Raw genomic sequence first — 24521 nt, forward strand, 5'->3', positions numbered from 1 at the left:
CACGAGCGGTCATGTCCCAGAACGTGCAGCTTCCCGCGCTCGGCGAGTCCGTCACCGAGGGCACCGTCACCCGCTGGCTCAAGAACGTCGGTGACACCGTCGAGGTCGACGAGCCCCTGCTCGAGATCTCGACCGACAAGGTCGACACCGAGATCCCCTCGCCGGTGGCCGGCGTGCTCGAGCAGATCCTCGTCCAGGAGGACGAGACGGTCGAGGTCGGCGCCACGCTCGCCGTCATCGGCTCGGGCGAGGGCGGCGGTGACGCCGGCTCGGGCGAGCAGCAGGCACCCGCCGAGGAGCCCGTCGCCGAGCAGGCACCCGCCGAGGAGCCCGCGGCGGAGCAGTCCGCGCAGCAGCCCGTCGAGGAGCACGAGGACGCCCCGGGACCCGCGCCGTCCACAGGTGGCGGTGGCAGTGGCCAGGAGGTCACTCTCCCGGCGCTCGGCGAGTCCGTCACCGAGGGCACGGTCACGCGCTGGCTCAAGGCCGTGGGCGACGAGGTCGCGGTCGACGAGCCGCTGCTGGAGATCTCCACCGACAAGGTGGACACGGAGATCCCGTCGCCCGTCGCGGGCACGCTGCAGGAGATCCGCGTCCAGGAGGACGAGACCGTCGAGGTCGGCGCCGTGCTGGCCGTCGTCGGATCGGGCGACGCGGCTCCCGCCGCCGAGCAGCCCGCCGCACCGCAGCAGCCCGAGGAGCAGGCGAGCGAGCCCGCCGCCGAGACCCCGCAGGGCGCGGCGCAGGAGCCCGCCGGCTACGAGGCGCCCGCGCCCGAGGCCGAGGCGGCGCCCGCCGCCGAGCAGCAGGCTCCCGCCGCGCAGGAGGCCGCCGCCGCGCAGCCGACCGCCACGCAGACGCCGGCACCGTCCGCGCCCGCGCCGTCCGCCGGTGGCTCGTACCTCACGCCGCTCGTGCGCAAGCTCGCGGCCGAGAAGGGCGTCGACGTGTCGACCCTCACGGGCTCGGGCGTCGGTGGGCGCATCCGCAAGGAGGACGTGCTCGAGGCCGCGGCCAAGGCCGAGGAGGCCCGCAAGGCCGCCGCGGCGCCGGCCGCCCCGGCCGCGGCTCCCGCGAAGGCCGCCGCCCCGGCGCCGGTCTCGCCGCTGCGCGGCACGACCGAGAAGGCCAGCCGACTGCGGCAGATCATCGCCGAGCGCATGGTCGAGGCGCTGCACACGCAGGCGCAGCTCACCACGGTGGTCGAGGTCGACGTCACGAGGATCGCCAAGCTGCGTGCCCGCGCCAAGGCGGACTTCGCGGCACGCGAGGGCGTCAACCTCACGTACCTGCCGTTCTTCGTCCAGGCCGCGATCGAGGGGCTCAAGACCTACCCGAAGATCAACGGCGTGCTCGAGGGCACCCAGATCACGTACCACGGGCAGGAGAACGTGGCGATCGCGGTCGACACCGAGCGCGGCCTGCTGACGCCGGTCATCCGCGACGCCGGCGACCTCAACCTCGCGGGCATCGCGCGCAAGATCGCCGACCTCGCCTCGCGCACGCGTGCCAACAAGGTGACGCCGGACGAGCTGTCGGGCGCCACGTTCACCGTGACGAACACCGGCTCGGGCGGCGCGATCATCGACACCCCGATCGTGCCTGGTGGCACGTCGGCGATCCTCGGCACCGGGGCGATCGTCAAGCGCCCGGTCGTCGTCAAGGGGCCCGACGGCGACGAGGTCATCGCCATCCGGTCGATGTGCTACCTGTGCCTGTCGTACGACCACCGGCTCGTCGACGGCGCCGACGCGTCGCGCTACCTCACCGCGGTCAAGAACCGCCTCGAGGAGGGCGCGTTCGAGGCCGAGCTCGGCCTCTGACGCACTGCCGTCCCGCGGGGTCACCCACCGACGAGGTGGGCGGCCCCGCGGCCGTTCCGGGAGGCGCCGTGGCGCCGCCGCCGTCGGCGCGCCGGTGGACCCCGCCGTGGCTAGGGTGAGGCGCATGCGCGTGCTCGTCGCCGGTGCGTCCGGCCTGATCGGGACGGCGCTCGTGCAGCACCTGCGCGAGTCCGGCCACGACGTCGTGCGGCTCGTGCGCCGCGCGCCTCGCTCAGCCGGCGAGGTCGAGTGGGACCCCGTGGCGGGCCGTCTCGACACCCGGGCGGTCGCGGCGAGCGACGCGGTCGTCGACCTCGCCGGGGTCCCCGTCGCGACACGACCGCTCACCGCGGCGCGCAAGCGCGAGGTCCTGGTCTCGCGCGTGCAGACGGCCGGTCTGCTCTCGCGGACGCTCGCGGACCTCGCCCCGCGCGACGACGCCCCGCGCGTGCTGCTCCAGGCGTCCGGCATCGGGGCGTACGGCGACCGCGGCGACACGCTGCTCGACGAGCACGAGCCGCTCGGGGACACGTTCTTCGCGGGCGTGGTCCATCGCTGGGAGGCCGCGACCGCGCCCGCCGAGGACGCAGGCGTGCGCGTCGTGCACCTGCGTACCGGCATCGTGCTCAGCGCGCACGGCGGGGCCGCCGCACCGCTGCTGCTGCCGCTGCGGCTCGGCGTGGCACCGCGGCTCGGGTCGGGCCGTCAGTACTGGAGCTGGATCAGCCTGCTCGACGAGGTCCGGGCGATCACGCACCTGCTGACGGCCGACGTGCACGGTCCCGCCAACCTCGTGGCACGTGCCGACCGGCACGGTGAGCTCGTGCAGGCGCTGCGCACGGCATGGCACGCCCCCCTGACGGTCCCGGCGCCCGCACCGCTGCTGCGTGTGGCCCTGCGCGACTTCGCCTCCGAGGTGCTGGGCTCGGTCAACGCCGACCCGGCGGCGCTGCGCGCGTCGGGCTTCGTGCCGCGGCACGCCACGGTCACGGACGTGGCGCAGTGGCTGCGGGCGACGCGACGTCCGGCTCCCTGACATCCTGGACGCGCCATCCCTCGGGAGTCCACCGCAGCACGAGCTCGACCGTACGCGCCTCACCGGCCGGCACGTCCGTCCGCTCGCCCGACGACGCGACCCGTACGTGCGCGCTGGTCGTCGACGTCACCTCGACGCGCACGTCACCCTCGGGCGTCGTGCCGGTCGCCCTCACCGCGGACACCTCGGCGACGAGTCCCTCGCTGCGGGCTCCGGCCAGGCGCGCGACGAGGTCGGCGTCGGCGACGTGCGCGGGCGACCCGGGGACCTCGAGCCCCGCCACGCCGGCAGCGTCCGCCGCCGCGAGGGCGGCGGCCCGCAGCCGGGTCAGCGCAGCCGCGGCGGCCGCGGGGTCCCCCTGGTCGGTCAGCCGCGTCGCGTCGTCGGCCGCCGGCCCTGGGGTCGGCGACGACGCCGTCGCGACGGCGGCCCGAGCCGGTCGGTCGGGCAGGGCCCGGACCAGCAGGGCACCGGCGACGACCGCGAGGACCACGGCGAGCCCCGCCGCCACGGCGACCCACGGGCGGCGGCGGGGCGCGCGGCGCGGCACCACCGGCGCGGGTGCGGCAGGCCGCGGGAGCCCGCTGCGGCCGGTCCCCAGCGCGACGGCCGCCCCCGCCAGCTCGTCGGGCTCGGGCACCTGCACGGGCTCGGGAGTCGCCACCGCGAACACCGCGTCGACGACGTCCTGGGGCGTCGCGCGACCCCGCAGCAGCGCCTCGAGCGCGTCCCGCAGCCGCACGGCGTCCTCGAGACCCGCGGCGAGGTGGGCGTCGAGCGGGGGCATCAGCCCCAGCAGCGACGCGACCAACCGGTGCACGTCGCCCGTCGCCGTCCCCAGGCCGCGCAGCGAGCCGCGCAGGTCCACGAGCACCGGCACACCGCCCGGCCGCACGACCACGCGGTCGGCCCCGACGGCGCCGTGCGCGAGTCCCGTGGCGTGCAGGGCCGCGAGCGCCTGCGCGACCGGCACCGCGACGGTCACGACCTCGCCGTCGGCCAGCGGCGGACGGGCCGCGCGGACGGCGGCGAGCGTGGGACCGGGCACGTGCTCGCACACCAGGGCCACGCGCCCGGCGTCCAGCGGCTCGACCGCGAGGACGCGCGCGAGGTGGGGGTGCTCCACCCCGGTGAGCAGACCGGCGCGTGTCGCGAGAGTCGCGTCGACGGGGACGTCGGCGACGAGCACCTCGAGCCACGGGCCGTCCTCCCCCTCGACGGGGCGGGCCAGCCACCACGAGCCGTCGGTGCCCACGGGGGAGGCCACGCGGGCACCGTGCGCGTGCAGGAGCCGGGTCACGTCGTCCGGTGGCGGGGCGGCGGTGTGCACGCAGCCATCCAACACCGGACGCACCGGACGCCGCGCGGCCCGTCCACAGGGATCAGACGACGAGCTGCGCGACCCCCGTCTCGGACGCGACGCGGGCGGCGTCGAGGACGCGCGCGGTGGCGACGGCGTCCGCGGGGTCGACGGGCACGGGCCCGTCGGCGCGGATCCACGCCTGCACCGCGCGGTACAGGTCGGCGTGCCCGCCCGCCGCACGGGGGACGGGCGTGCGCTCGGTGCCCCGGACCAGCCAGCCCTCGTGCTCCGGCTCCCCCGGGCGCCGACCCGCCGTGTACGCGTCGTCGAGCACGGCGAACGGCGTGGGCTCCCCCTCGTAGCTCGTCACGAGGTAGGCGCCCCGCTCGCCCAGCACGCGGGTACGCGGCCCGGGGGCACCGACGAGCCCCCCGCCCCACAGGTGCGACACGACGTGGTGACCGTCGGCGTCGGCCACGTGCTCGAGCGCGAGGAAGACGTCGTCCAGCGCCGGCGTGGTCAGCGCGCGCAGCTCGGCGTGCACGCGTCGCACGGGCCCGAAGAGCTGCACCGCGGAGTCGACGAGGTGGGCACCGAGGTCCAGCAGCAGACCGCCGGCGACGGGGTCCTGCTCCTTCCAGCGCTGCTGCGGCTGCGGTCGGTACCTCTCCCAGCGCCGCTCGAAACGGTGCACGCGGCCGAGCCTCCCCGCATCGAGCAGCGCCCTCAACGTGAGCTGCTCGGGGTCCCAGCGGCGGTTCTGGAAGACGGTGAGCCGCCCGCCGTGCTCGCGCGCGAGGCGTACCAGCGCGGCCGCCTGCGTGCGCGTCGTCGCCAGCGGCTTGTCGACCAGCACCGCGACGTCGGCCTCGAGCGCGGCGCGCACGTGGGCCGCGTGCTCCCCCGTCGGGCTCGCGACGACGACGAGGTCCAGCCCGTCGGCGCCGGCCAGCAGCGCGTCGACGGTCGGCACGACCCGGGCGGCCGGCCAGTCGGCGCGCACCTGCTCGTCGCGCGTGCGCGTGACGACGGTGACGACCTCCTGCCCGGTCTCGCGCGCGAGCCGGGCGTGGATCCCCCGCCCGGCCGCGCCGTACCCGATCAGACCGATGCGCAGCGCCTCCATGCCGCCACTCTAGGGACACCACGGCCGGGCGGCCCCGCAGGGCCGCCCGGCCGTGGTGCAGCGCTCGCCGCTCAGGCGCCGGTGGTCGCCCCCTCGGGCTCGACCGGCGCGCGCGTGCCCGGGTCCGGGCGTCGCGCCAGCACGCTCGGCCACCAGGTCCGCGGTCCCACGTCGTGGACCAGGCCGGGCACCAGCAGGCTGCGCACGACGAACGTGTCGACGAGCACGCCCAGCGCGACGATGAACGCGAGCTGCGCGAGGAACAGCAGCGGGATGACGGCCAGCGCGGCGAACGTCGTGGCGAGCACGAGGCCGGCGGACGTGATGACGCCGCCCGTGACCGCCAGACCGCGCGTGACACCCGCGCGGGTGCCGACCGCGAGCGCCTCCTCCCGCACCCGGGTCATGAGGAAGATCGAGTAGTCGACACCGAGCGCGACGAGGAACACGAAGCCGTACAGCGGGACGGTCGGGTCCGCGTCCGGCCAGTCGAGCACGTGGTCGAACACCAGCGCCGAGATGCCGATCGCCGCCGCGAACGACAGCACGTTCGCCGCCATGAGGAGCAGGCCGGCGACGACCGACCGCAGCAGCAGCATGAGGATCAGCAGGATCACGACGAGCACGACGGGCACGATGACCCGCAGGTCCCGCTCGCCGGCGATCTGGGTGTCGAGCTTCTCGGCGGCGGGTCCGCCGACGATCGCGTCCGGCGCGACGTCGACGAGAGCCGCGCGCAGGTCCGCGACCGTGTCCACGGCGTCCTGCGAGTCCGAGGGCGCCTCCGTCACCACGTCGACGCGCACCCGGCCGTCGACGACCACGGGGGCCGCCTCGGACGCACCGGGCGCACCCCCGGGCGCGCCGGTGTAGGGCGCGGCCGACGCGACGCCCTCGACGGCCTCGGCGGCCTGCACGACGTCGTCGAGCAGCGTCTCGTCGACGACCACGAGCGCGGGCTGCACGGCGCCGGCCGGGAAGTGCTCGGCGAGCACCTCCTCGCCCTCGACCGAGTCGACGGCCGTGAGGAACACGTCGGTCTGGCTGGTGCCGGTGGCGCGGAACGTCGGGACGAACGCGGCTGCGACGAGCAGGACGACCGCGGTGACGACCCAGGTGGGACGCGCACGGCGGGCGACGAACCGGGCCCAGCGGGCCCACAGGCCGTCACCCTCGGCGGTGACCCCCGCGGTCGCGCCCTCACCGCGTGTCGCGCCCTCACCCGGCGTCGCGCCCGTGGCCTCGGGACGGGGCGCGCGTGGCCAGAACAGGGCCCGCGAGCGGCGGCCGGCGACGAGCAGCATGGCCGGCAGGAGCGTCAGGCCTGCGAGCAGGGCGGCGCCGATGCCGACGGCGGCGACGGGCCCGAGGCTGCGGTTCGACCCGAGGTCGGACAGCAGGAGGCACAGCAGGCCGGCGACGACGGTGCCGGCGCTGGCCGCGATCGGCTCGAGCGACTGGCGCCAGGCCACCCGCATCGCGTCGACGGGGTGCGCGGCGTGCCGCAGCTCCTCCCGGTAGCGCGCGACCAGGAGCAGCGAGTAGTCGACGGCGGCACCGACGACGAGGATGGACAGGATGCCCTGGGCCTGGCCGTTGAGCACGAGCACGTCGGCCTTCGCCAGCTCGTAGACGACGAGCCCGGCGAACGCGAGCGCGAACACGGCGGTGAGGATGACGACCAGCGGCAGGAAGGGCGAGCGGTAGACCACGACGAGGATGAGCAGGACCGCCCCGAGCGCGACGAGCAGGAGGATCCCGTCGATGCCGGCGAACGCGGCGCTGAGGTCGCTCACGAACCCGGCCGGCCCGGTCACCCACGCCTGCAGGCCCAGGTCGCCGGCCTCGGTGGCGGTCGCTCCGAGCTCGTCGGCGAGCGCCTCGCGCAGGTCCGCGACGAGCACCTTGGTGAGCGACTCCTCGTCGCCGACGAGCGTCTCGGCGTCCTCGGCGTCGAACGGCACCGCCAGCAGGATCGCCTCGCCGTCCTGCGACGGGACGGGGGCGATGGGACCGGTGAGGTGGTCGGCCCACGTCCCGTCCCCCACGGTCCGCTGCGGGAACGTCCCGGCGAGCTCGGCGGCGGCCGCGAGCTGCTCCGGGGTGACGTCGCCGCCCTCAGCAGGTGTGAGGACGACGAGCGCGGGTAGGGTCTGGGAGTCGACGAAGTCGCGCGAGGCCTCGGCGGCGCGCGTGGACTGCGCCGACGACGGGAGGAAGGCCGCGGCGTCGTTGGTCTGGACCTGGGAGAGCTTGCCCTGGGCGGCGCCGCCCACGCCGGCCAGACCCAACCAGACGACGAGCACGACGGCCACGGCGACGGCGCGGGCCACTGGATTCCTCAGCATGCTGAGCATCATGAGCCCGGCGCGCCGGGTCGGCAAACGGAGAGGGTGTGAGATGCAGCAAGGTCCCCCGCAGGACCACTGGCCCGTCGGCCGGATGCTGTCCGCGGCGGCACGCCGGATCGAGCGCGCCTGGGACGCTCACCTCGCCTCGTGGGACCTCAACCACGCGAGTCTGCCCGTGCTCGTGCACCTGTCCATGTCCCCGATGTCGCAGCGGGAGCTGGCGGACGCCTGCGGTGTCACCGAGCAGACCATGAGCCGCGTGGTCGCCCGCCTGGCACGCACCGGGTACGTCTCGCGCCGCCCGCACGACGAGGACCGGCGCCGGCACGTCGTCGCGATCACGGAGTCCGGCGCATCGGCGCTCGCGGCGTGCGCGGACCCGACACCCGCGCAGCAGGCCGTGCTCGGCCACCTGCCCCCCGAGCGACGCGCGCTGCTCGACGAGCTGATGCGCGAGGTCGTCGCACCGTGGGAGCTGCTGTCCGGCCCGTCGCCCGAAGGCACTGGACCACCCGGCGGTCGCCCTCCCGCGAGGGCATAGCCTGACCTCCATGCGCGTCGAACCGCTCGAGCTCGGCACCCGCCTGCAGCCGTACGTCCCGATCTGGGACCTGCAGCGCGAGGTCCACGGCGCCGTCGCCGCCGGCGAGCGCGAGGACACCCTGCTGCTGGTCGAGCACGAGCCGGTCTACACGGCGGGCAAGCGCACGGCACGCTCCGACCGGCCCGTCGACGGCACGCCGGTGGTCGACGTCGACCGCGGCGGGCGCATCACCTGGCACGGGCCCGGGCAGCTGGTCGGGTACCCGGTGGTCCGGCTCGCCGAGCCGGTCGACGTGGTGGCCTACGTCCGCGCGCTCGAGGAGGCGCTCATCCGCACGTGCGGGGACGTGGGCGTGCGCGCCGAGCGCGTCGAGGGACGCAGCGGCGTGTGGCTCCCGGCGGACGACCCGGCGACCACCGCCCGTCCGCGGCGCGCGCGCAAGGTCGCCGCGATCGGCGTCCGCGTGGCCCGCGGCACGACGATGCACGGCTTCGCGCTCAACTGCACCGCGTCGCTCGACTGGTACGCGCGCATCGTGCCGTGCGGCATCGACGACGCCGACGTCACCACGCTCACCGCCGAGGCGGGACGCGAGGTGACGATCGCCCAGGTGACTCCCCTGGTCGTCGGCCACCTGCACGACACGCTCGCACCGCTGCTCGCCGCGCAGCGGGCCGCGGCGGCGTCCTGAGGCCCGGGCCTCAGACGTCCTGCGGGATCGTGCGCAGCGCCGCCGCGACGCCCTGCGCCCACGTGCGGACCTCCTCGAGGTCCCGGAAGTCCCCCGTGTCGGCCCGGGTCAGGGCCACCAGCGCCCGCTCGGAGATGTTGAGCCCCGCGCGGTCCAGACGCCCCGGGAAGACGGCCACGTCCCGCGCCCCGGTGGTGCGCGCGATCTCCGTGACGTCGTCGGGCACCGTCGCGGGCACCGGCGGGTCCCCGACGGGCCCGGACCAGAACAGCCACGTCGGCCGCTGTCGCAGCTGACCGGCCTGCCGGTCGACCAGGTCGCGCAGCCCCAGGGCCAGGCGACCCACGTACGCCGCCGAGCCCATGACGACCGCGTCGTACGGGTCGACGTGCTCGACCTCGTCCGGCTCGACCTCGTCCACCTCGTGGCCGGCGGCGCGCAGCGTCGCAGCGACCTCCTGGCCCATCTCGCGCGTCGCTCCGTGCCGCGACGCCACCGTCACCAGGACGCGCATCGTGCCACCTCCTCGCAGGTCCGCCCGTCGTGCCCGCGTCCCCCGCGGTCCGACCTTGGCGTCCAGCCTCCCGCCACGTCACCCGTGGCGCGCGGGACCGAGGTCCCCGTCACACCCCACGGGCGGACGCACCGGAGCGGGCTAGGCTGACGACGTGACGATCGCCCCCGACGGACGCCGGATGCTGAGGGTGGAGGCGCGCAACGCCGCCACACCGATCGAGAAGAAGCCGGAGTGGATCCGGACGCGGGCCACGACCGGCCCGGAGTACAGCGAGCTCAAGGGCCTCGTGCGCCGCGAGGGCCTGCACACGGTCTGCGAGGAGGCGGGCTGCCCCAACATCTTCGAGTGCTGGGAGGACCGCGAGGCCACGTTCCTCATCGGCGGCGACCAGTGCACGCGCCGGTGCGACTTCTGCCAGATCGACACCGGCAAGCCGGCGGCGTTCGACCGCGACGAGCCGCGCCGCGTGGCCGAGTCCGTGCAGGCCATGGGGCTGCGGTACTCGACCGTCACGGGCGTCGCGCGCGACGACCTCGAGGACGGCGGCGCGTGGCTCTACGCCGAGACGGTCCGCCAGATCCACGCGCTGAACCCCGGCACGGGTGTCGAGCTGCTCATCCCCGACTTCAACGCCGTCCCGGAGCTGCTCGACGTCGTCAACGAGTCGCGGCCCGAGGTGCTCGCGCACAACCTCGAGACCGTGCCGCGCATCTTCAAGCAGATCCGCCCGGCGTTCCGGTACGACCGCTCCCTGTCCGTGCTGAGTCGGGCGCGCGAGGCCGGCCTGGTCACCAAGTCCAACCTCATCCTCGGCATGGGCGAGACGACCGACGAGGTCGTCGCGGCCCTGCACGACCTGCACGAGGCCGGCTGCGACCTCGTGACCATCACGCAGTACCTGCGCCCGTCGGTGCGCCACCACCCCGTCGACCGCTGGGTGCGGCCCGAGGAGTTCGTCGAGCTGTCGGACGAGGCCGAGCGCATCGGCTTCCTCGGCGTGATGTCCGGGCCGCTGGTGCGCTCCTCGTACCGCGCGGGCCGGCTGTGGGGCCAGGCCATGCGCCGGCGCGGGCTGCAGATCCCCGACGCTCTGGCGCACCTCGGCGAGCCGACGACCTCCCGCCAGGAGGCGGCGTCACTGCTGGCCCGCGCGTCGGCACGCTGACGCGCCGACCGGTCGCCGCGCGCGGCCTGCGGCGCGGGCGCACGCTCCTGCGCCGGTAGACTCCCGGGTCATGGCACGCGCGCGCTCCACGTCCCCGCAGGACTCCCCGAGCACGGGGAAGCCCGGCGGGAAGGTCAAGAAGGTCCGCTGGTACCACCAGGTCTGGCAGGCCTTCCAGATCACGCGACAGTCCGACCCCGCGGTCACCTGGATCATCCTGGCCGTGTTCCTCGGGATCGTCGCCCTGGGCGTCGTGATCGGCCTGCTGGTGAACCAGCTCGTGTACGTGCTGGTGCTCAGCATCCCGTTCGCGGTGCTGGGGGCGATGTTCGTGCTCGCGCGCCGCGCCGAGACCGCCGCCTACACGCGCATCGAGGGACAGCCGGGCGCCTCGCTCGCAGCGCTGGGCACGCTGCGCCGCGGGTGGACGTTCACGCAGGAGCCCGTCGCCGTCGACCCCCGGACGCAGGACCTCGTGTTCCGCGGGGTCGGGCGTCCCGGGGTCGTCCTCATCGGCGAGGGCCCCGGCCACCGCATCGGCAAGCTGCTCGAGGCCGAGCGCAAGCGCACCGCACGTGTCGTGTCCGGTGCGCCGATCCACCTCATCCAGGTCGGCGACGCCGAGGGGCAGACGCCGCTGCGCAAGCTCCCGCGTACCGTGACGCGCCTTAAGCCGCAGCTCACCAAGGACGAGGTCGCGGTCGTCCTGCGCCGAGTGACGTCCCTCGGTGGCGCCAAGCTCCCGGTGCCGAAGGGCATCGACCCGACGCGCGTGCGTCCCGACCGCAAGGGCATGCGCGGGCGCTGAGACGCCGCGGACCGGCGGGACGCCGGGCGACGGCCCTGAGCTAGGCGACGCGGCCGGACCCCGGTCGGCGGACGAGGACCGTCCGCGCGGCGCGGTCGTGCAGACCGCGCCCGTCGCCGTCCCACACGACGGCCGGCAGGACGAGGCACAGCAGGAGCGTGCGCACGAGCGCGGCGACCAGCCCGGGAGGGCCGTCGAGCACGACCGCTGCCGCACCGTCGCGCGTCGGCGGGACCCGGCGCACCTGCAGACCGAGCAGGCGGTGGCCCAGCGTGTGACCGAGCGTCGCGACGAGCACGAGGTTCTCCACCGCGAACACGGCGAGCGTGCCGAGCGAGTCGCCTCGCAGCAGGAACGGTCCTTCCGTGGTCGTCGGCAGGAGGACCGCGGCCACCGCGAGGCACGCGACCCAGTCGACCGCGAGCGCGGCGACGCGGCGACCGAGGCGCGCGAGCGAGCCCGGCCCCTGCGCCGGAAGACCGAGCCGGACGCCCCGCGCCGTACCGTCGTCGTGCCCGCCGGGGCCGCCCTCGAGCCACGACCCCACCGAGTCACGCGTCACCATGCGCCCACCCTACGTGCCACCCGAACAGACGGATCTGCTCCTCGCGTCGCACGATCGTTACCTGACAGGCTCGTCCGTAACATCCCGGAAACAAAGGGCACACGACAGGGAAACCCCCTCCTCCTAGCCTCGCTGTCGCCCGGGACGACCGGGCACCATCGACCGAGGAGCAGCGGATGTTCACCAAGCCAGAGGAAGTCCTGGCGTTCATCAAGAGCGAGGACGTCAAGTTCGTCGACGTGCGGTTCTGTGACCTGCCGGGTGTGATGCAGCACTTCAACGTGCCGGCCGCCTCGCTCGACCTGGACTTCTTCACGGACGGCCAGATGTTCGACGGGTCCTCGATCCGCGGCTTCCAGGCCATCCACGAGTCCGACATGAAGCTGATCCCGGACGTCACGACGGCCTACATCGACCCCTTCCGTGTCGAGAAGACGCTGAACATCAACTTCCACATCGTCGACCCGTACACCGACGAGCCCTACAGCCGCGACCCGCGCCAGGTCGCCGCGAAGGCCGAGGCGTACCTGAAGTCGACGGGCATCGCGGACACCGCGTTCTTCGCACCCGAGGCCGAGTTCTACATCTTCGACGACATCCGGTTCCAGACCCGTCAGGACGCGTCGTTCTACTACATCGACTCCATCGAGGCCGCGTGGAACACGGGCCGCAAGGAGGAGGGTGGCAACCTCGGCCACAAGACGCCCTACAAGGGTGGCTACTTCCCGGTGCCGCCGGTGGACCACTTCGCCGACCTGCGCGACCAGATCTCGCTGCAGCTCGACGCCCTCGGCCTGCAGGTCGAGCGTGCGCACCACGAGGTCGGCACCGCCGGCCAGGCGGAGATCAACTACCGCTTCGACACGCTCGCCAAGTCGGCCGACAAGGTGCAGCTCTTCAAGTACGTCGTGAAGAACGTCGCGCACGAGAACGGCCGCACGGCGACCTTCATGCCGAAGCCGCTCTTCGGTGACAACGGCTCGGGCATGCACGTGCACCAGTCGCTGTGGAAGGACGGCGAGCCGCTGTTCTTCGACGAGAAGGGCTACGGCGGCCTGTCGGACATCGCCCGCTGGTACATCGGCGGCCTGCTCAAGCACGCGCCGTCGCTGCTGGCCTTCACCAACCCGACGGTGAACTCGTACCACCGCCTGGTGCCGGGCTTCGAGGCGCCGGTCAACCTGGTCTACTCGGCCCGCAACCGCTCGGCGTGCATCCGCATCCCCGTCACGGGCTCCAACCCGAAGGCGAAGCGCGTCGAGTTCCGCGTGCCGGACCCGTCGTCGAACCCGTACCTGGCGTTCGCGGCCATGCTCATGGCCGGCCTCGACGGCATCCAGAACCGGATCGAGCCGCCGGAGCCGGTCGACAAGGACCTGTACGAGCTGCCCCCCGAGGAGCACGCGCAGATCCAGCAGGTCCCGGGCTCGCTGTCCGAGGTGCTCGACAACCTCGAGGCCGACCACGACTGGCTGACGGCGGGCAACGTGTTCACGCCCGACCTGATCCAGACGTGGATCGACTACAAGCGCTCGGCAGAGGTCGACCCGATCCGGCTGCGTCCGCACCCGCACGAGTTCGAGCTCTACTACGACGTCTGATCGGCTGCTCCCGATCAGTTCGGCACCGAGGGGCGTCCCGTCAGGGGCGCCCCTCGTGGCGTGCCCGGTGACGGCGGGCTACCGCGCGGAGTAGGGCTCCAACGCGTCGGTGAGGGCCGCGACGTCCGGGGCGCACGCCAGCGGGTCCGGCACGCACGTCTCGGAGCGGTACAGGTGCACGTAGGAGTGCACGATCAGCCGGAGCCCACCGTCGCCGTCGTCGAACAGCTGCAGCGAGCTCTGCTGGTCGTCGGACGCGCTGAACGTCACCAGGTGCCGGTTGCGCGCTGTCGACCGGTTGGTGGTGGACACGGTGTACCCGAGCGGTTCCAGCGTCCGGCGCCACACCGCGCCGAGGCGCTCGACGGAGGCGTCGTCGAGCGTGGCCGCGCCCGTGGTCGTCCAGGCGTCCGGCGCCCACCTCAGCGCCGGGTACCCGTCGACGACCTGCTCGTCCTTGCCGTCGCGCTGGTGCGTGAACGCCTGCGCGTCCGCGCGGTTCCACGACAGCCCGGTGTGCTCGCCGATCGCGTCCATCGCCGCGCGTGCCGCCGCGGCGTGCCCGGGAACGACGTCGGCGATGTCGGGACGTTCCCGCAGCTCCGCGGCGGAGAACGGGGCCACGTAGGACGGCCGTCGGTCGAGGAGGTCCGGCATCATGCGGCTCCACGCGAGCACGACGACCACGGCGACGACCGCGACGACGACGTGAGCCTGCAGGGACCGGCGGGCGGGACGAGCAGATGACGACATCGAGGCTCCCACGGGATCGGGGGTGTCACCGTACCGACCTCCGTACGGGACGCTCACCGGCCGTCCGCGAGCGTCGCCCGACTCACCCGCGCGCGGGCGGGCGCAGGAGCCACCGGTCCACCCGCACCTCGACCAGGACGCGCGGCCCGTCCTGCGTCTCGTCGGTGGCGTCCCACCCGCCGTACTTCGTCGCGAAGCGCGCCAGGAGGGACGGGTACGCCTCGATGTCGTGGTGCACGTGCGCGCGTCCCTGCGCGACGACGGGACGCCCGCCCGTGCCGTCGACGGCGAGCGCGACGCGCGGATCCCGCAGCATGTTCGCGACCTTGACGTTCACGGTCGAGCTCGCGATCCAGAAGGTGTGCTCGTCGAGCAGGAACCAGATCGGCGTGACGTGCGGTGACCCGTCGCGCCGCAACGTCGTCAGCCAGGCGCAGGTCGCGTCGGCGACCGCGTGGCCCCCCGCGTCCCCCGCGCGGCTCACGGCACCCGCCCCGGGGCCGGGTGGATGCGGTGCGCGTGGCTGTACACGTTGAGGGTGTCGCCCCGGTTGAACCCGATCACGGTGACGCCGAGCTCCTCCCCCAGCTCCACCGCGAGCGCGGACGGCGCCGAGACGGCCGAGACCACGGGGACGCCCGCCATCGCGGCCTTCTGCACGAGCTCGAAGGACACACGGCCGGAGAGCTGGAGCACCGCGCCGCGCAGCGGGAGCAGACCTGCGCGCACGGCCCACCCGACCACCTTGTCGACGGCGTTGTGCCGGCCGACGTCCTCACGCAGGCAGGCCAGTCGCGGTTCACCCTCGGCAGCGGGCAGGAACAACCCTGCGGCGTGCACGCCGCCGGTGCGGTCGAACGTCGTCTGGCGCTCGCGCAGCCGGCCGGGCAGAGCGAGGAGGTGGTGGACCCGCACGGCGACGTCGTCGGTGCGCGGGTCGTGCGCGCTGACCTTGCGGACGGCCTCGATCGACGACGTGCCGCACACGCCGCAGCTGCTCGACGTGTAGACGTGGCGGTGGAGCTCCCGCGCGGGGGGTGCGACACCCACGGCGAGCCGGACGTCGACGACGTTGTCGTCCGGCTCCCCGGCGGGCGTCACCCCGCCGCGGCGCGCGATCGAGCGCAGGTCCTGCGACGAGCGCACCACGCCCTCGCTCACGAGGAACCCGGTGACCAGGTCGACGTCGTCACCGGGCGTGCGCATCGTCACCGTGAAGGGCTGCCCGTGCACGCGGATCTCGAGCGGCTCCTCGCCGGCGAGGAGGTCGGCGCGGTCCCGGACGAGCCCGGAGGCGCCCATCCGCTGCACACGTCGTCGTCTGGTCACCCGCATGGGCACAGCCTCTCCTGCCGGCATGCTGCGGCGCAGCACCCGGGCGGCCTCGGCGGGCCGACCTAGCATGGGCGGTATGGCACCGACGCCGCCCGACGACCTCGACCACGCGGACCTCGAGGTGGGCCGCCCGAAGCGCACGTCCGCCGGGATCCCCGGGGTGGCGTCGGCGATGCGGCACACGCTGCGCGAGCTCGGCCCGCTGCGCACGGTGCAGGGCCTGGCCCGCATGAACCAAGCGGGCGGGTTCGACTGCATGAGCTGCGCGTGGCCGGACCCGGGCGCACCGGACCGCAGCCACGCGGAGTTCTGCGAGAACGGCGCCAAGGCGCTGGCGTCGGAGGCGACACGCAAGCGCGTGCGGCCCGAGCTGTTCGCCGAGCACACGATCGACGAGCTGTACGCGCGCGACGACCACTGGCTCAACCGGCAGGGTCGGCTCACGACGCCGATGATCCGCGAGGACGGCGACGCCCACTACCGTCCGATCGCGTGGGACGACGCGTTCGCGCGCATCGCGGCCGAGCTGCGCGGCCTCGACAGCCCCGACGAGGCGGCGTTCTACACGTCGGGCCGCACGTCGAACGAGGCGGCGTTCCTCTACCAGCTGATGGTGCGTGGTCTGGGCACCAACAACCTGCCCGACTGCTCGAACATGTGCCACGAGTCGTCGGGCGAGGCGCTGGTCTCGACCATCGGCATCGGCAAGGGCTCGGTGACGCTGCACGACGTCGAGACCGCGAAGCTCATCCTCGTCGCCGGGCAGAACCCGGGGACCAACCACCCGCGCATGCTCACGTCGCTCGAGCGCGCCAAGCAGCAGGGCGCGAAGATCGTCGCGATCAACCCGCTGCCGGAGGCGGGGCTCACGCACTACCGCAACCCGCAGACCGTGCACGGCGTCGTCGGGCGCGGCACGCGGATCGCGGACGTGCACCTGCAGGTGCGGCTCGGCGGCGACCTCGGCGTCTTCCAGGGGCTGGGCAAGTTCCTCCTCGAGGCCGAGGACGCCGGACGCCGGACGCTCGGCATGGCGTCGGTGCTCGACCACGCGTTCCTCGACCGACACACCGTGGGCCTCGACGAGTACCTCGACGGGCTGCGCGCGACGCCGTGGACGGACGTCGAGGCTGCGACGGGCCTGGCGGAGTCGGCGATCCGCGAGGTCGGCGAGCTGCTGCTGGCCTCCGACCGCACCGTCGTGGCCTGGGCCATGGGCCTGACCCAGCACAAGCACTCGGTGGCCACGATCCAGGAGATCGTCAACCTCGTGCTGCTGCAGGGCAACCTCGGGCGCCCCGGGGCGGGCCTGCTGCCGGTGCGCGGGCACTCGAACGTGCAGGGCGACCGCACGATGGGCATCTACGAGAAGATGCCGGAGACGTTCCTCCACCGGCTGGGCCAGGAGTTCGCGTTCACGCCGCCGCGAGCCCCGGGGCACGACACCGTCGACACGATCCGTGCGATGCGCGACGGACGGGTGCGGTTCTTCCTCGGCATGGGCGGCAACTTCCTCAAGGCCGCACCGGACACGGCTGTCACCGAGGCGGCACTGCGCTCGTGCGCGATGACGGTGCAGGTCAGCACGAAGCTCAACCACTCGCACCTGGCACCGGGGCGCACGGCTCTGATCCTGCCGACGCTCGGCCGCGCCGATCTCGACGTGCAGGCCACCGGCCGCCAGCGGGTCACGGTCGAGGACTCGATGTCGATGGTGCACGCATCGTCGGGCAACCTGCGCCCGCCCGCCGACGACCTGCTGTCCGAGGTCGCCATCGTCTGCCGCCTGGCCCGCGCACTCTTCCACGACGAGCAGGGCCGGCCACGACCGGGCACGCCGCAGGTCGACTGGCAGGCTGCGGAGGACGACTACCGCGTCATCCGCCGGCACATCGAGGCGGTCGTCCCGGGGTTCGTCGACTACGAGCGCCGCATCGACGAACCCGGCGGGTTCCGGCTCCCCCACGCACCCCACGAGGAGCGCCGGTTCGCGACAGCGAGCGAGCGGGCGCACTTCACGCGGACGCCGTTGTGGTGGCCGACGGTGCCGCCGGGTCGGCTCCTGCTGCAGACCCTGCGGTCGCACGACCAGTACAACACCACGGTCTACGGTCCGGATGACCGTTACCGCGGCATCCGCGGCGGCCGGAGGGTGGTGCTGGTCAACCCGAACGACCTCGCCGAGCTCGGCACCGCCGACGGTGACGTCGTCGACCTGGTCTCGGAGTTCACCGACGGCGTCGAGCGCCGTGCACCGGGGTTCCGGGTCGTCGCCTACGACACCGCGAAGGGCTGCGCGGCCGCGTACTTCCCGGAGACGAACGTGCTGGTGCCGCTCGACTCCACCGCGGACCGGTCGCAGACCCCGACGAGCAAGTCCGTGGTGGTCCGGCTGGAGCACGCCGGCGCGGTGTGAGGGGCCGACGCTCCGCGGCGCGCACCCGACGCCCGCTCGCGGGCGAGCCTGCCGCCAGTGGCAGGAGAGCCGCGCCGACCGGCTACCGGGTCGGCCGCATCCCGACGAGCAGGTTCTCGTCACGGCGAGGTCCGCGGTGCTGCCGTCCGTGCTCGCCGCCGCGCGCGCCCCGACGGGCGTTGTGCCCAGGTTCGTGACGGGCATAGCGTCGAGGGAGCTCGACCCACATCCGCTCCCGGGGGGCACCGTGCACCAGGTCAGGACGGCCGTCGCCGCCGTCACCGTCACCCTCGTCGCGGCGCTCGCCGCGGCCCCCACCGGCTCCGCCGCCGCAGCGGTACCCTCGGTGCCCACGCGGGCCGCGGTGCTGCAGTCCGCCCGCCTCGCGATCGACCACTTCTACGTCGCGGGCGACGGCGCCAGCACGGGCGCCACAGCCAACGCGGGGTGGCGCTGGGCGCCGTACTTCATGGCCGTCGAGGGCCTGTACCGCGAGACCGGCGACGCGACGTACCGGCAGTGGCTGACGGCCTGGGGTGAGCGCAACGCCTGGACGGCTGACGCCCCCGCGAGCCCCACGTCCAACCCGGACAGCCGCGCTGCGATCCAGGTGTTCCAGGACGCCGCGGCCGCCGGGCTGCCCGTCGACCTCGGCCCGTCCGACCGGCTCATGGCCGCCGACCTCTCCCTGCCGCCGGAGCAGTACTGGTGGGTCGACGCGATGTTCATGGGCCTGCCGCTGTGGCCACGCTGGGCCGCGCGCACCGGGAACGCGGCCTACGCGGCCAAGCACGCCCAGCTCTACGACTTCCTCAAGTACCGCGGCGCCACCACCTGGCGGTCGGGGTGCACGAACACCGGCCTGTTCGACGCCTCCGAGGACCTGTGGTGGCGCGACTGCATGTACGTGCCGCGACGCGACGCGCTGGGCCACAAGGTGTTCTGGGCCCGCGGCAACGGCTGGGTCATGGCGGCGATGGCCCGCACGCTCATGGCGCTCCCGGCGACCGACCCCCAGGCCCCCGAGTACCGGTCCATGCTGCAGCGGATGTCGGCGCGCGTGGCACAGCTCCAGGGCACCGACGGCATGTGGCGCTCGAGCCTGCTCAGCCCCGCGCTGCACCCCGCGCCCGAGACGAGCGCGACAGCACTGTTCACGTACGCGATGGCCTACGGCATCCGCACCGGCCTGCTCGACGCACCCACGTACCTGCCCGTCGTGCTCGAGGCGTGGCGCGGCCTCACGACGATCGCGCTCCAGCCGTCGGGCTTCCTCTCGGGCTGCCAGTCGGTGGGCGAGGCGCCCGGCGACCCCAGCACCACGTCGTCCATCGGCTACTGCGTCGGCGCGTTCGGGCTTGCAGCGCTCGAGGTCGCGCAGCTCGAGGGCTGGCTCGCGACCGACCGGTTCGCACGCACCACCGCGGGCGGACTGGGGACGGCCGACGTCGGCGGGGTGTGGACGACCGCGGGGTCCGCAGCCGACTTCTCCACCGACGGGACGACGGCCCGTCTCCGCACGCCCGCCGGCACGACCCGCACCGCCACCCTCACCGGCGTGTCCTCGCGCGACAACGACGTCCGGGCCACGTTCGGCTTCGCTCGACCGACCGCCGGCAGCCTGTACGCCGCGGTCGCGGCCCGCCGGGTGGGCAGCGCCTCCTACACCGGGCGCGCGGTCGTCAGCGGCACGGGGTCCGTCCAGGCGCAGGTGCAGCGCTCGGGCACGACGCTCGCGGCGGCCACCGTCAGTGGCCTGACCTTCGCGACGAACGACCGGCTGCACGTCCGCGCGCAGGCGCTCGGCGTCTCGCCGACCACCGTGCGCGTCAAGGTCTGGAAGGCAGGGACCGCCGAGCCGAGTACCTGGCGGGTGTCCGTCACCGACGCGACCGCCGGCCTGCAGACCGCCGGCTCCATCGGGCTCAGCACCTACCTCGGCGGGTCGGCGAGCCCGTCGTCGCTCGTCGTCACGGTGGACGATCTCACGGCGCGGCGCGGCGGCTGAGCAGGACCCGCGTCAGCCGTAGAAGACGCGCTCGACGACGGCCCGCGCGCGGCGTGCCGAGCGCAGGTACGTCTCCTCGAGCATCGCGCCGGAGCCGGAGGGGTGCCCCAGCACCCGCGCCACGCCGGCGAGCGCCGCGCGGTCGTGCGGCAGTACGTCGGCGTGGGCACCTTCGGCGCGGCCCGTCCACAGCACGTTGGCGTCCCGCACACGCGACGCCAGCTCCCACGCCTCGCGCAGCACGGTGGCGTCGGCCTCGTCGAGCAGGCCCGCGTCCCGTGCGGCGTCGAGCGCGTCGAGCGTCGACGTCGTGCGCAGGCCCGGCACCTCGTGCGCGTGCTGCAGCTGCAGCAGTTGCGCCGTCCACTCGACGTCGCTGATGCCGCCGCGCCCGAGCTTGAGGTGCCGGCTGGGATCGACGCCGCGCGGCAGCCGTTCCGCCTCCACGCGCGCCTTGATGCGCCGGATCTCGCGCTCGACCGAGGCCTCGACCCCACCCCCCGGGTACCGCAGCGGCTCGATCAGCGCGACGAACCGCTCCCCCACCTCGACGTCGCCCGCCACGGGCCGTGCGCGCAGCAGCGCCTGGCTCTCCCACGGCGACGACCAGCGCTGGTAGTACTCGACGTGCGCGTCGAACGACCGCGCGAGCGGGCCGTTGCGTCCCTCGGGCCGCAGGTCCGCGTCCACGCTGAGCGTCGGCTCGGGGCCCACGCTGCCGAGGAGCTGGCGCACCTGGGACGCGACCGCCACGGCGAAGTCCTGCGCGACCTTGCCGTCCGCGCCCGGCAGCGGATCGTGGACGAACAGCACGTCGGCGTCCGACGAGTAGCCCATCTCCCGGCCGCCGAGGCGCCCCATCGCGACGACGAGCATGCGCGTCGGGTTCGCCTCGAGACCTGCCGCGGCGCGCGCCTCGGCCTCGGCGACCCGCAGCGTGCCGGCGAGCACGGCGTCGGCGGTGATCGTCAGGCTCTGCGCGGCGCGGACCCCCGTCGTCACGCCCAGCACGTCCGCCACGGCGGTGCGTGCGAGCTCCCGGCGACGCAGGGCGCGCAGCGCGGTGACGGCGGCGACGGGCTCGTCGGCGCGGCGCAGCACCGCGTCCGCCTCCGCCGTGAGCCGCTCCGCCGAGCGCGGTGCGAGGTCCGCGTCGTCGTCCAGCCAGCGGACCGACTCCGGCGAGCGGGACAGCGCGTCGGCCGCGTACCGCGACGTCGAGAGCACCTGGGCGAGCCGCTGCGCCGCCGTGCCCGAGTCGCGCAGCAGCTTGAGGTACCAGTGCGTGGTTCCGAGCTGGTCGGACAGCCGCCGGAAGGCGAGCAGGCCGCCGTCGGGGTCGGCGCCGTCCGCGAACCAGCCGAGCATGACGGGCAGGAGCTGGCGCTGGATCGACGCGCGGCGCGAGACGCCGTCGGTGAGGGCCGCGATGTGGCGCGTCGCGCCGGCCGGGTCCCGGTACCCGATCGCCGCGAGGCGGGCACGCTGGGCCTCGGGCGCGAGGCTCGCCTCCTCCGTCGACAGACGTGCGGTCGCCGGCAGCAGCGGGCGGTAGAAGAGCTCCTCGTGCAGGCGCCGCACGTCGCGCCGCGTCGTGCGCCACCGCTCGCGCAGGCCGTCCGGCCCCTCGACGCGCATGCCCATCGTGCGGGACAGGCGCCGCAGATCGGCCTCGGCGGTCGGCACCAGGTGAGTGCGCTGCAGGCGGTGCAGCTGGATGCGGTGCTCCATCATCCGCATCCACCGGTAGCAGACCGCCAGCTGCGCCGCGTGCTCCCGCCCGACGTACCCCCCGGCGGCCAGCGCCGCGAGGGCGGTCAGCGTGCTGGGGCTGCGGATGGCCTCGTCGGCGCGCCCGTGCACGAGCTGCAGGAGCTGCACCGTGAACTCGACGTCGCGCAGCCCGCCGACGCCCAGCTTGAGCTGCCGGTCGGCCTCGGCACGCGGCACGTGGGCCTCGACGCGCCGGCGCATCGCCTGCGAGTCCTCGACGAAGTTCTCGCGCTGCACCGCCGACCAGACGAACGGGCTGACGGTCTCGACGTAGGCGCGACCCAGCTCGGGGTCCCCCGCGAGCGGCCGGGCCTTGAGCAGCGCCTGGAACTCCCAGGTCTTCGCCCAGCGCTCGTAGTACGCGCGGTGGCTGGCCACCGTCCGCACGAGCGGCCCGTCCTTGCCCTCGGGACGCAGTGCCGCGTCGACCGGCCACAGCGCCGGTTCTCCCGCCGGCGCCGAGCACGCACGCGCCAGTCCCGCCGCGAGGCGCGCGCCGGCCCGCATCGCCTCGTCCTCGTCGGCGCCCTCGACCGGCTCGGCCACGTACACCACGTCGACGTCGGACACGTAGTTCAGCTCGCGCCCGCCGGTCTTGCCCATGCCGATGACGGCGAGGCGCACGTCACGACCGTGGTCCTCGAGCTCCGCACGGGCGAGTGCGAGGGACGCCTCGAGCGCGGCGGCGGCGAGGTCGGCGAGGGCGGCACCGACGCCGGGCAGGCGGCTCAGCGGGTCGCTCGCCGTGAGGTCGGTGGCCGCGATGCGCAGCAGTCGCGTGCGGTAGGCACGGCGCATCGCGTCGACGCCCGCGGTGCCGCCGAGCCCGGCGACGGGCACGTCGGCGTCGGGGTCGGCGCCGACGGCGCGCAGCAGCTCGGCACGCACGTCCCCGGCGGGCACGCCCGTACCAGGCGTGGGGTCGGCGACGACGCGCAGGTTCTGCGGGTGCGCGGCCAACGCGTTCCCCAGGGCGAGCGACGCGCCGCTGACCGCGAGGAGGCGCGCGCGGCCCGGGCCCGGCTCGGTGAGCAGGTCCCGCAGCACCCCGGCCGACTCCTGGTCGTGCTGCACGGCACCGGCCACCTTGGCGAGCGCGAGCAGAGCCTCGTCGGGGTCGCCGACCTCGGCCAGGTCTCCGACCACGTGCTCGACGACGTCGGGGTCGACGGCCAGCAGCGCCGCGTCGCCGAGCAGCCGCTCGGCCCGCGGCACGTCGGCGACGCCCACGCGCGTCAGCCGTGCCGCGAGGGAGGACCCCCGGCCCGTCGACGTCGACATCAGATCAGCGGCAGGAACCGCTGCAGCTCGTACGGCGTGACCTGCGCGCGGTACTCGGCCCACTCCTGCCGCTTGTTGCGCAGGAAGTAGTCGAAGACGTGCTCCCCGAGTGTCTCGGCGACAAGCTCGGAGCGCTCCATGACCTCGATCGCGCCCTGCAGCGACGTCGGCAGCGGCTCGATGCCGAGCGCCTTGCGCTCCGCGTCGGTGAGCTCCCACACGTCGTCGTCAGCGCCCTCGGGCAGCTCGTACTCCTCCTCGATGCCCTTGAGCCCGGCGGCGAGCAGGACCGCGAAGGCGAGGTAGGGGTTGGTCGCGGAGTCCACGGCGCGGTACTCGACGCGGCTCGAGTTGCCCTTTCCGGGCTTGTACATCGGCACGCGCACGAGCGCGGAACGGTTGTTGTGGCCCCAGCAGATGAAGCTCGGCGCCTCGGCGCCGCCCCACAGCCGCTTGTAGGAGTTGACGAACTGGTTCGTCACCGCGGTGATCTCGGCCGCGTGGCGCAGCAGACCGGCGATGAAGGAACGCGCGACCTTCGACAGCTCGAGCGGCGCACCGGGCTCGTGGAACGCGTTGCGGTCACCCTCGAAGAGCGACACGTGCGTGTGCATGCCCGAGCCCGGCTGGTCCGCCAGCGGCTTGGGCATGAAGGAGGCGAACACGCCCTGCTCGAGCGCGACCTCCTTGACGACCGTGCGGAACGTCATGATGTTGTCCGCCGTCGTCAGGGCGTCGGCGTAGCGCAGGTCGATCTCGTTCTGCCCCGGCCCGGCCTCGTGGTGCGAGAACTCCACCGAGATGCCCATGGACTCGAGCATCGTGATGGCCGCGCGCCGGAAGTCGTGCGCGGTGCCGCGCGGCACGTGGTCGAAGTAGCCGCCCTGGTCGACGGGCACGAGCGGGCGCGTCGGGTCCGCAGGCGCGTCGAAGAGGTAGAACTCGACCTCGGGGTGCGTGTAGAAGGTGAAGCCGCGGTCGCTCGCACGGTCCAGCGCACGCTTGAGCACGTACCGCGAGTCCGCGAGCGACGGCTGCCCGTCGGGCGTCAGCAGGTCGCAGAACATCCGCGCGGTGCCGTGCCGCTCACCGCGCCACGGCAGGATCTGGAAGGTCGAGGGGTCCGGCTTGGCGATCATGTCGGCCTCGTACACGCGCGTGAGGCCCTCGATCGCGCTGCCGTCGAACCCGATGCCCTCGCTGAACGCCTGCTCGAGCTCGGCGGGCGCGACGGCGACCGACTTGAGCATGCCCAGCACGTCCGTGAACCACAGACGGATGAAGCGGATGTCCCGCTCCTCGACGGTCCGGAGGACGAACTCCTGCTGCCTGTCCATGGCGTACATCCTGCCTGATGAACGACGCCTGCGGGGTGCACGTCGCACAGGTGGCCGACGGGACGGCGGTGTGCCGGTCCTCACAGGG

19 protein-coding genes are annotated in these 24521 nt (G+C 74.3%); 9 read left to right on the forward strand and 10 right to left on the reverse strand.

The genetic code is table 11. From position 1 onward, the window contains the following. Positions 1–11: 11 nt before the first annotated feature. Together sucB and CFLA_RS10645 are read left to right on the forward strand one after the other, a co-directional pair. Positions 12–1823 carry a 2-oxoglutarate dehydrogenase, E2 component, dihydrolipoamide succinyltransferase gene (gene sucB / locus CFLA_RS10640; RefSeq protein ID WP_013117330.1) on the forward strand — a complete coding sequence of 604 codons (1812 nt, stop codon included), beginning with the start codon at positions 12–14 and terminating at the stop codon, positions 1821–1823. Positions 1824–1947: 124 nt separating this feature from the next. Continuing rightward, positions 1948–2859, forward strand: coding sequence for a TIGR01777 family oxidoreductase (locus CFLA_RS10645; protein WP_013117331.1), 912 nt, complete (start codon positions 1948–1950; stop codon positions 2857–2859). Here the strand turns inward: CFLA_RS10645 and CFLA_RS10650 are convergent. The 3 genes from CFLA_RS10650 to CFLA_RS10660 form a co-directional block, all read right to left on the reverse strand. Next, on the reverse strand, positions 2810–4126 hold the full coding sequence (locus CFLA_RS10650) for a protein kinase family protein (protein WP_148234344.1): 1317 nt from the start codon (positions 4124–4126) through the stop codon (positions 2810–2812). The two genes, CFLA_RS10645 and CFLA_RS10650, sit on opposite strands and share 50 nt — an antisense overlap. 115 nt (positions 4127–4241) lie before the next feature. Next, positions 4242–5288, reverse strand: coding sequence for a Gfo/Idh/MocA family protein (locus CFLA_RS10655; protein ID WP_013117333.1), 1047 nt, complete (start codon positions 5286–5288; stop codon positions 4242–4244). A 71-nt stretch (positions 5289–5359) separates the two neighbouring features. Then, the gene (locus tag CFLA_RS10660) at positions 5360–7648 is read right to left on the reverse strand and encodes an MMPL family transporter (protein ID WP_013117334.1); all 2289 of its coding nucleotides are present in this window, start codon (positions 7646–7648) and stop codon (positions 5360–5362) included. 40 nt (positions 7649–7688) lie between these two features. Here CFLA_RS10660 and CFLA_RS10665 point away from each other — a divergent pair, with 40 nt between their 5' ends. Further along, positions 7689–8180: a MarR family winged helix-turn-helix transcriptional regulator gene (locus CFLA_RS10665; RefSeq protein ID WP_013117335.1), complete on the forward strand. Its 492-nt coding sequence runs from the start codon at positions 7689–7691 to the stop codon at positions 8178–8180. Positions 8181–8190: 10 nt separating this feature from the next. Beyond that, positions 8191–8874, forward strand: coding sequence for a lipoyl(octanoyl) transferase LipB (gene lipB / locus CFLA_RS10670; RefSeq protein WP_013117336.1), 684 nt, complete (start codon positions 8191–8193; stop codon positions 8872–8874). Between the two features lie 10 nt (positions 8875–8884). On the opposite strand, the gene CFLA_RS10675 is transcribed toward lipB, so the two are convergent. Beyond that, on the reverse strand, positions 8885–9388 hold the full coding sequence (locus CFLA_RS10675; RefSeq protein WP_013117337.1) for a flavodoxin domain-containing protein: 504 nt from the start codon (positions 9386–9388) through the stop codon (positions 8885–8887). A 154-nt stretch (positions 9389–9542) separates the two neighbouring features. On the opposite strand from CFLA_RS10675, the gene lipA reads away from it, so the two are divergent. Both lipA and CFLA_RS10685 read left to right on the forward strand, forming a co-directional pair. After that, positions 9543–10556: a lipoyl synthase gene (gene lipA, locus CFLA_RS10680; RefSeq protein WP_013117338.1), complete on the forward strand. Its 1014-nt coding sequence runs from the start codon at positions 9543–9545 to the stop codon at positions 10554–10556. Positions 10557–10626: 70 nt separating this feature from the next. Next, positions 10627–11364: a DUF4191 domain-containing protein gene (locus CFLA_RS10685; protein ID WP_013117339.1), complete on the forward strand. Its 738-nt coding sequence runs from the start codon at positions 10627–10629 to the stop codon at positions 11362–11364. 40 nt (positions 11365–11404) lie between these two features. Here the strand turns inward: CFLA_RS10685 and CFLA_RS10690 are convergent, their stop codons facing one another. Beyond that, positions 11405–11929: an RDD family protein gene (locus tag CFLA_RS10690; protein WP_013117340.1), complete on the reverse strand. Its 525-nt coding sequence runs from the start codon at positions 11927–11929 to the stop codon at positions 11405–11407. A 176-nt stretch (positions 11930–12105) separates the two neighbouring features. On the opposite strand from CFLA_RS10690, the gene glnA reads away from it, so the two are divergent. Continuing rightward, positions 12106–13530, forward strand: coding sequence for a type I glutamate--ammonia ligase (gene glnA / locus CFLA_RS10695; RefSeq protein WP_013117341.1), 1425 nt, complete (start codon positions 12106–12108; stop codon positions 13528–13530). 78 nt (positions 13531–13608) lie between these two features. Here the strand turns inward: glnA and CFLA_RS10700 are convergent, their stop codons facing one another. The 3 genes from CFLA_RS10700 to fdhD all read right to left on the reverse strand — a co-directional run bounded on the left by CFLA_RS10700 (position 13609) and on the right by fdhD (position 15618). After that, positions 13609–14283 (reverse strand): hypothetical protein, encoded by a 675-nt coding sequence (locus tag CFLA_RS10700; protein WP_013117342.1) that lies wholly within the window; start codon positions 14281–14283, stop codon positions 13609–13611. A gap of 82 nt (positions 14284–14365) precedes the next feature. Further along, on the reverse strand, positions 14366–14767 hold the full coding sequence (locus CFLA_RS10705) for a TIGR03618 family F420-dependent PPOX class oxidoreductase (RefSeq protein WP_013117343.1): 402 nt from the start codon (positions 14765–14767) through the stop codon (positions 14366–14368). Continuing rightward, positions 14764–15618 (reverse strand): formate dehydrogenase accessory sulfurtransferase FdhD, encoded by an 855-nt coding sequence (gene fdhD, locus CFLA_RS10710; protein WP_043600515.1) that lies wholly within the window; start codon positions 15616–15618, stop codon positions 14764–14766. The genes CFLA_RS10705 and fdhD overlap by 4 nt, the downstream gene beginning before the upstream one ends. A 76-nt stretch (positions 15619–15694) precedes the next feature. Between fdhD and CFLA_RS10715 the strand changes: the two genes are divergently transcribed. Beyond that, positions 15695–18034: an FdhF/YdeP family oxidoreductase gene (locus CFLA_RS10715; RefSeq protein WP_043598993.1), complete on the forward strand. Its 2340-nt coding sequence runs from the start codon at positions 15695–15697 to the stop codon at positions 18032–18034. A gap of 247 nt (positions 18035–18281) precedes the next feature. Further along, positions 18282–20042, forward strand: a complete 1761-nt coding sequence (locus CFLA_RS19040) for a glycoside hydrolase family 88 protein (protein WP_052302713.1) — start codon at positions 18282–18284, stop codon at positions 20040–20042. A 12-nt stretch (positions 20043–20054) separates the two neighbouring features. Here CFLA_RS19040 and CFLA_RS10725 read toward each other — a convergent pair whose 3' ends face one another. After that, positions 20055–23096, reverse strand: a complete 3042-nt coding sequence (locus CFLA_RS10725; RefSeq protein ID WP_013117347.1) for a bifunctional [glutamine synthetase] adenylyltransferase/[glutamine synthetase]-adenylyl-L-tyrosine phosphorylase — start codon at positions 23094–23096, stop codon at positions 20055–20057. Continuing rightward, a complete protein-coding gene (locus tag CFLA_RS10730; protein WP_013117348.1) occupies positions 23096–24433 on the reverse strand; it encodes a glutamine synthetase family protein in 1338 nt (445 codons plus the stop codon). The genes CFLA_RS10725 and CFLA_RS10730 overlap by 1 nt, the downstream gene beginning before the upstream one ends. Positions 24434–24521 lie beyond the last annotated feature (88 nt).

The sequence above is a fragment of the Cellulomonas flavigena DSM 20109 genome (assembly GCF_000092865.1).
GTDB classification, from domain to species: Bacteria; Actinomycetota; Actinomycetes; order Actinomycetales; family Cellulomonadaceae; genus Cellulomonas; species Cellulomonas flavigena.

Excerpts from the sequence above, each read along its gene's own strand:
- sucB (WP_013117330.1), top strand. The coding sequence starts at position 12 with ATGTCCCAGAACGTGCAGCTTCCCGCGCTCGGCGAGTCCGTCACCGAG.
- CFLA_RS10645 (WP_013117331.1), top strand. The coding sequence starts at position 1,948 with ATGCGCGTGCTCGTCGCCGGTGCGTCCGGCCTGATCGGGACGGCGCTC.
- CFLA_RS10655 (WP_013117333.1), bottom strand. The coding sequence starts at position 5,288 with ATGGAGGCGCTGCGCATCGGTCTGATCGGGTACGGCGCGGCCGGGCGG.
- CFLA_RS10660 (WP_013117334.1), bottom strand. The coding sequence starts at position 7,648 with ATGATGCTCAGCATGCTGAGGAATCCAGTGGCCCGCGCCGTCGCCGTG.
- CFLA_RS10665 (WP_013117335.1), top strand. The coding sequence starts at position 7,689 with ATGCAGCAAGGTCCCCCGCAGGACCACTGGCCCGTCGGCCGGATGCTG.
- lipB (WP_013117336.1), top strand. The coding sequence starts at position 8,191 with ATGCGCGTCGAACCGCTCGAGCTCGGCACCCGCCTGCAGCCGTACGTC.
- CFLA_RS10675 (WP_013117337.1), bottom strand. The coding sequence starts at position 9,388 with ATGCGCGTCCTGGTGACGGTGGCGTCGCGGCACGGAGCGACGCGCGAG.
- CFLA_RS10685 (WP_013117339.1), top strand. The coding sequence starts at position 10,627 with ATGGCACGCGCGCGCTCCACGTCCCCGCAGGACTCCCCGAGCACGGGG.
- CFLA_RS10690 (WP_013117340.1), bottom strand. The coding sequence starts at position 11,929 with ATGGTGACGCGTGACTCGGTGGGGTCGTGGCTCGAGGGCGGCCCCGGC.
- glnA (WP_013117341.1), top strand. The coding sequence starts at position 12,106 with ATGTTCACCAAGCCAGAGGAAGTCCTGGCGTTCATCAAGAGCGAGGAC.
- CFLA_RS10700 (WP_013117342.1), bottom strand. The coding sequence starts at position 14,283 with ATGTCGTCATCTGCTCGTCCCGCCCGCCGGTCCCTGCAGGCTCACGTC.
- fdhD (WP_043600515.1), bottom strand. The coding sequence starts at position 15,618 with ATGCGGGTGACCAGACGACGACGTGTGCAGCGGATGGGCGCCTCCGGG.
- CFLA_RS10715 (WP_043598993.1), top strand. The coding sequence starts at position 15,695 with ATGGCACCGACGCCGCCCGACGACCTCGACCACGCGGACCTCGAGGTG.
- CFLA_RS10725 (WP_013117347.1), bottom strand. The coding sequence starts at position 23,096 with ATGTCGACGTCGACGGGCCGGGGGTCCTCCCTCGCGGCACGGCTGACG.
- CFLA_RS10730 (WP_013117348.1), bottom strand. The coding sequence starts at position 24,433 with ATGGACAGGCAGCAGGAGTTCGTCCTCCGGACCGTCGAGGAGCGGGAC.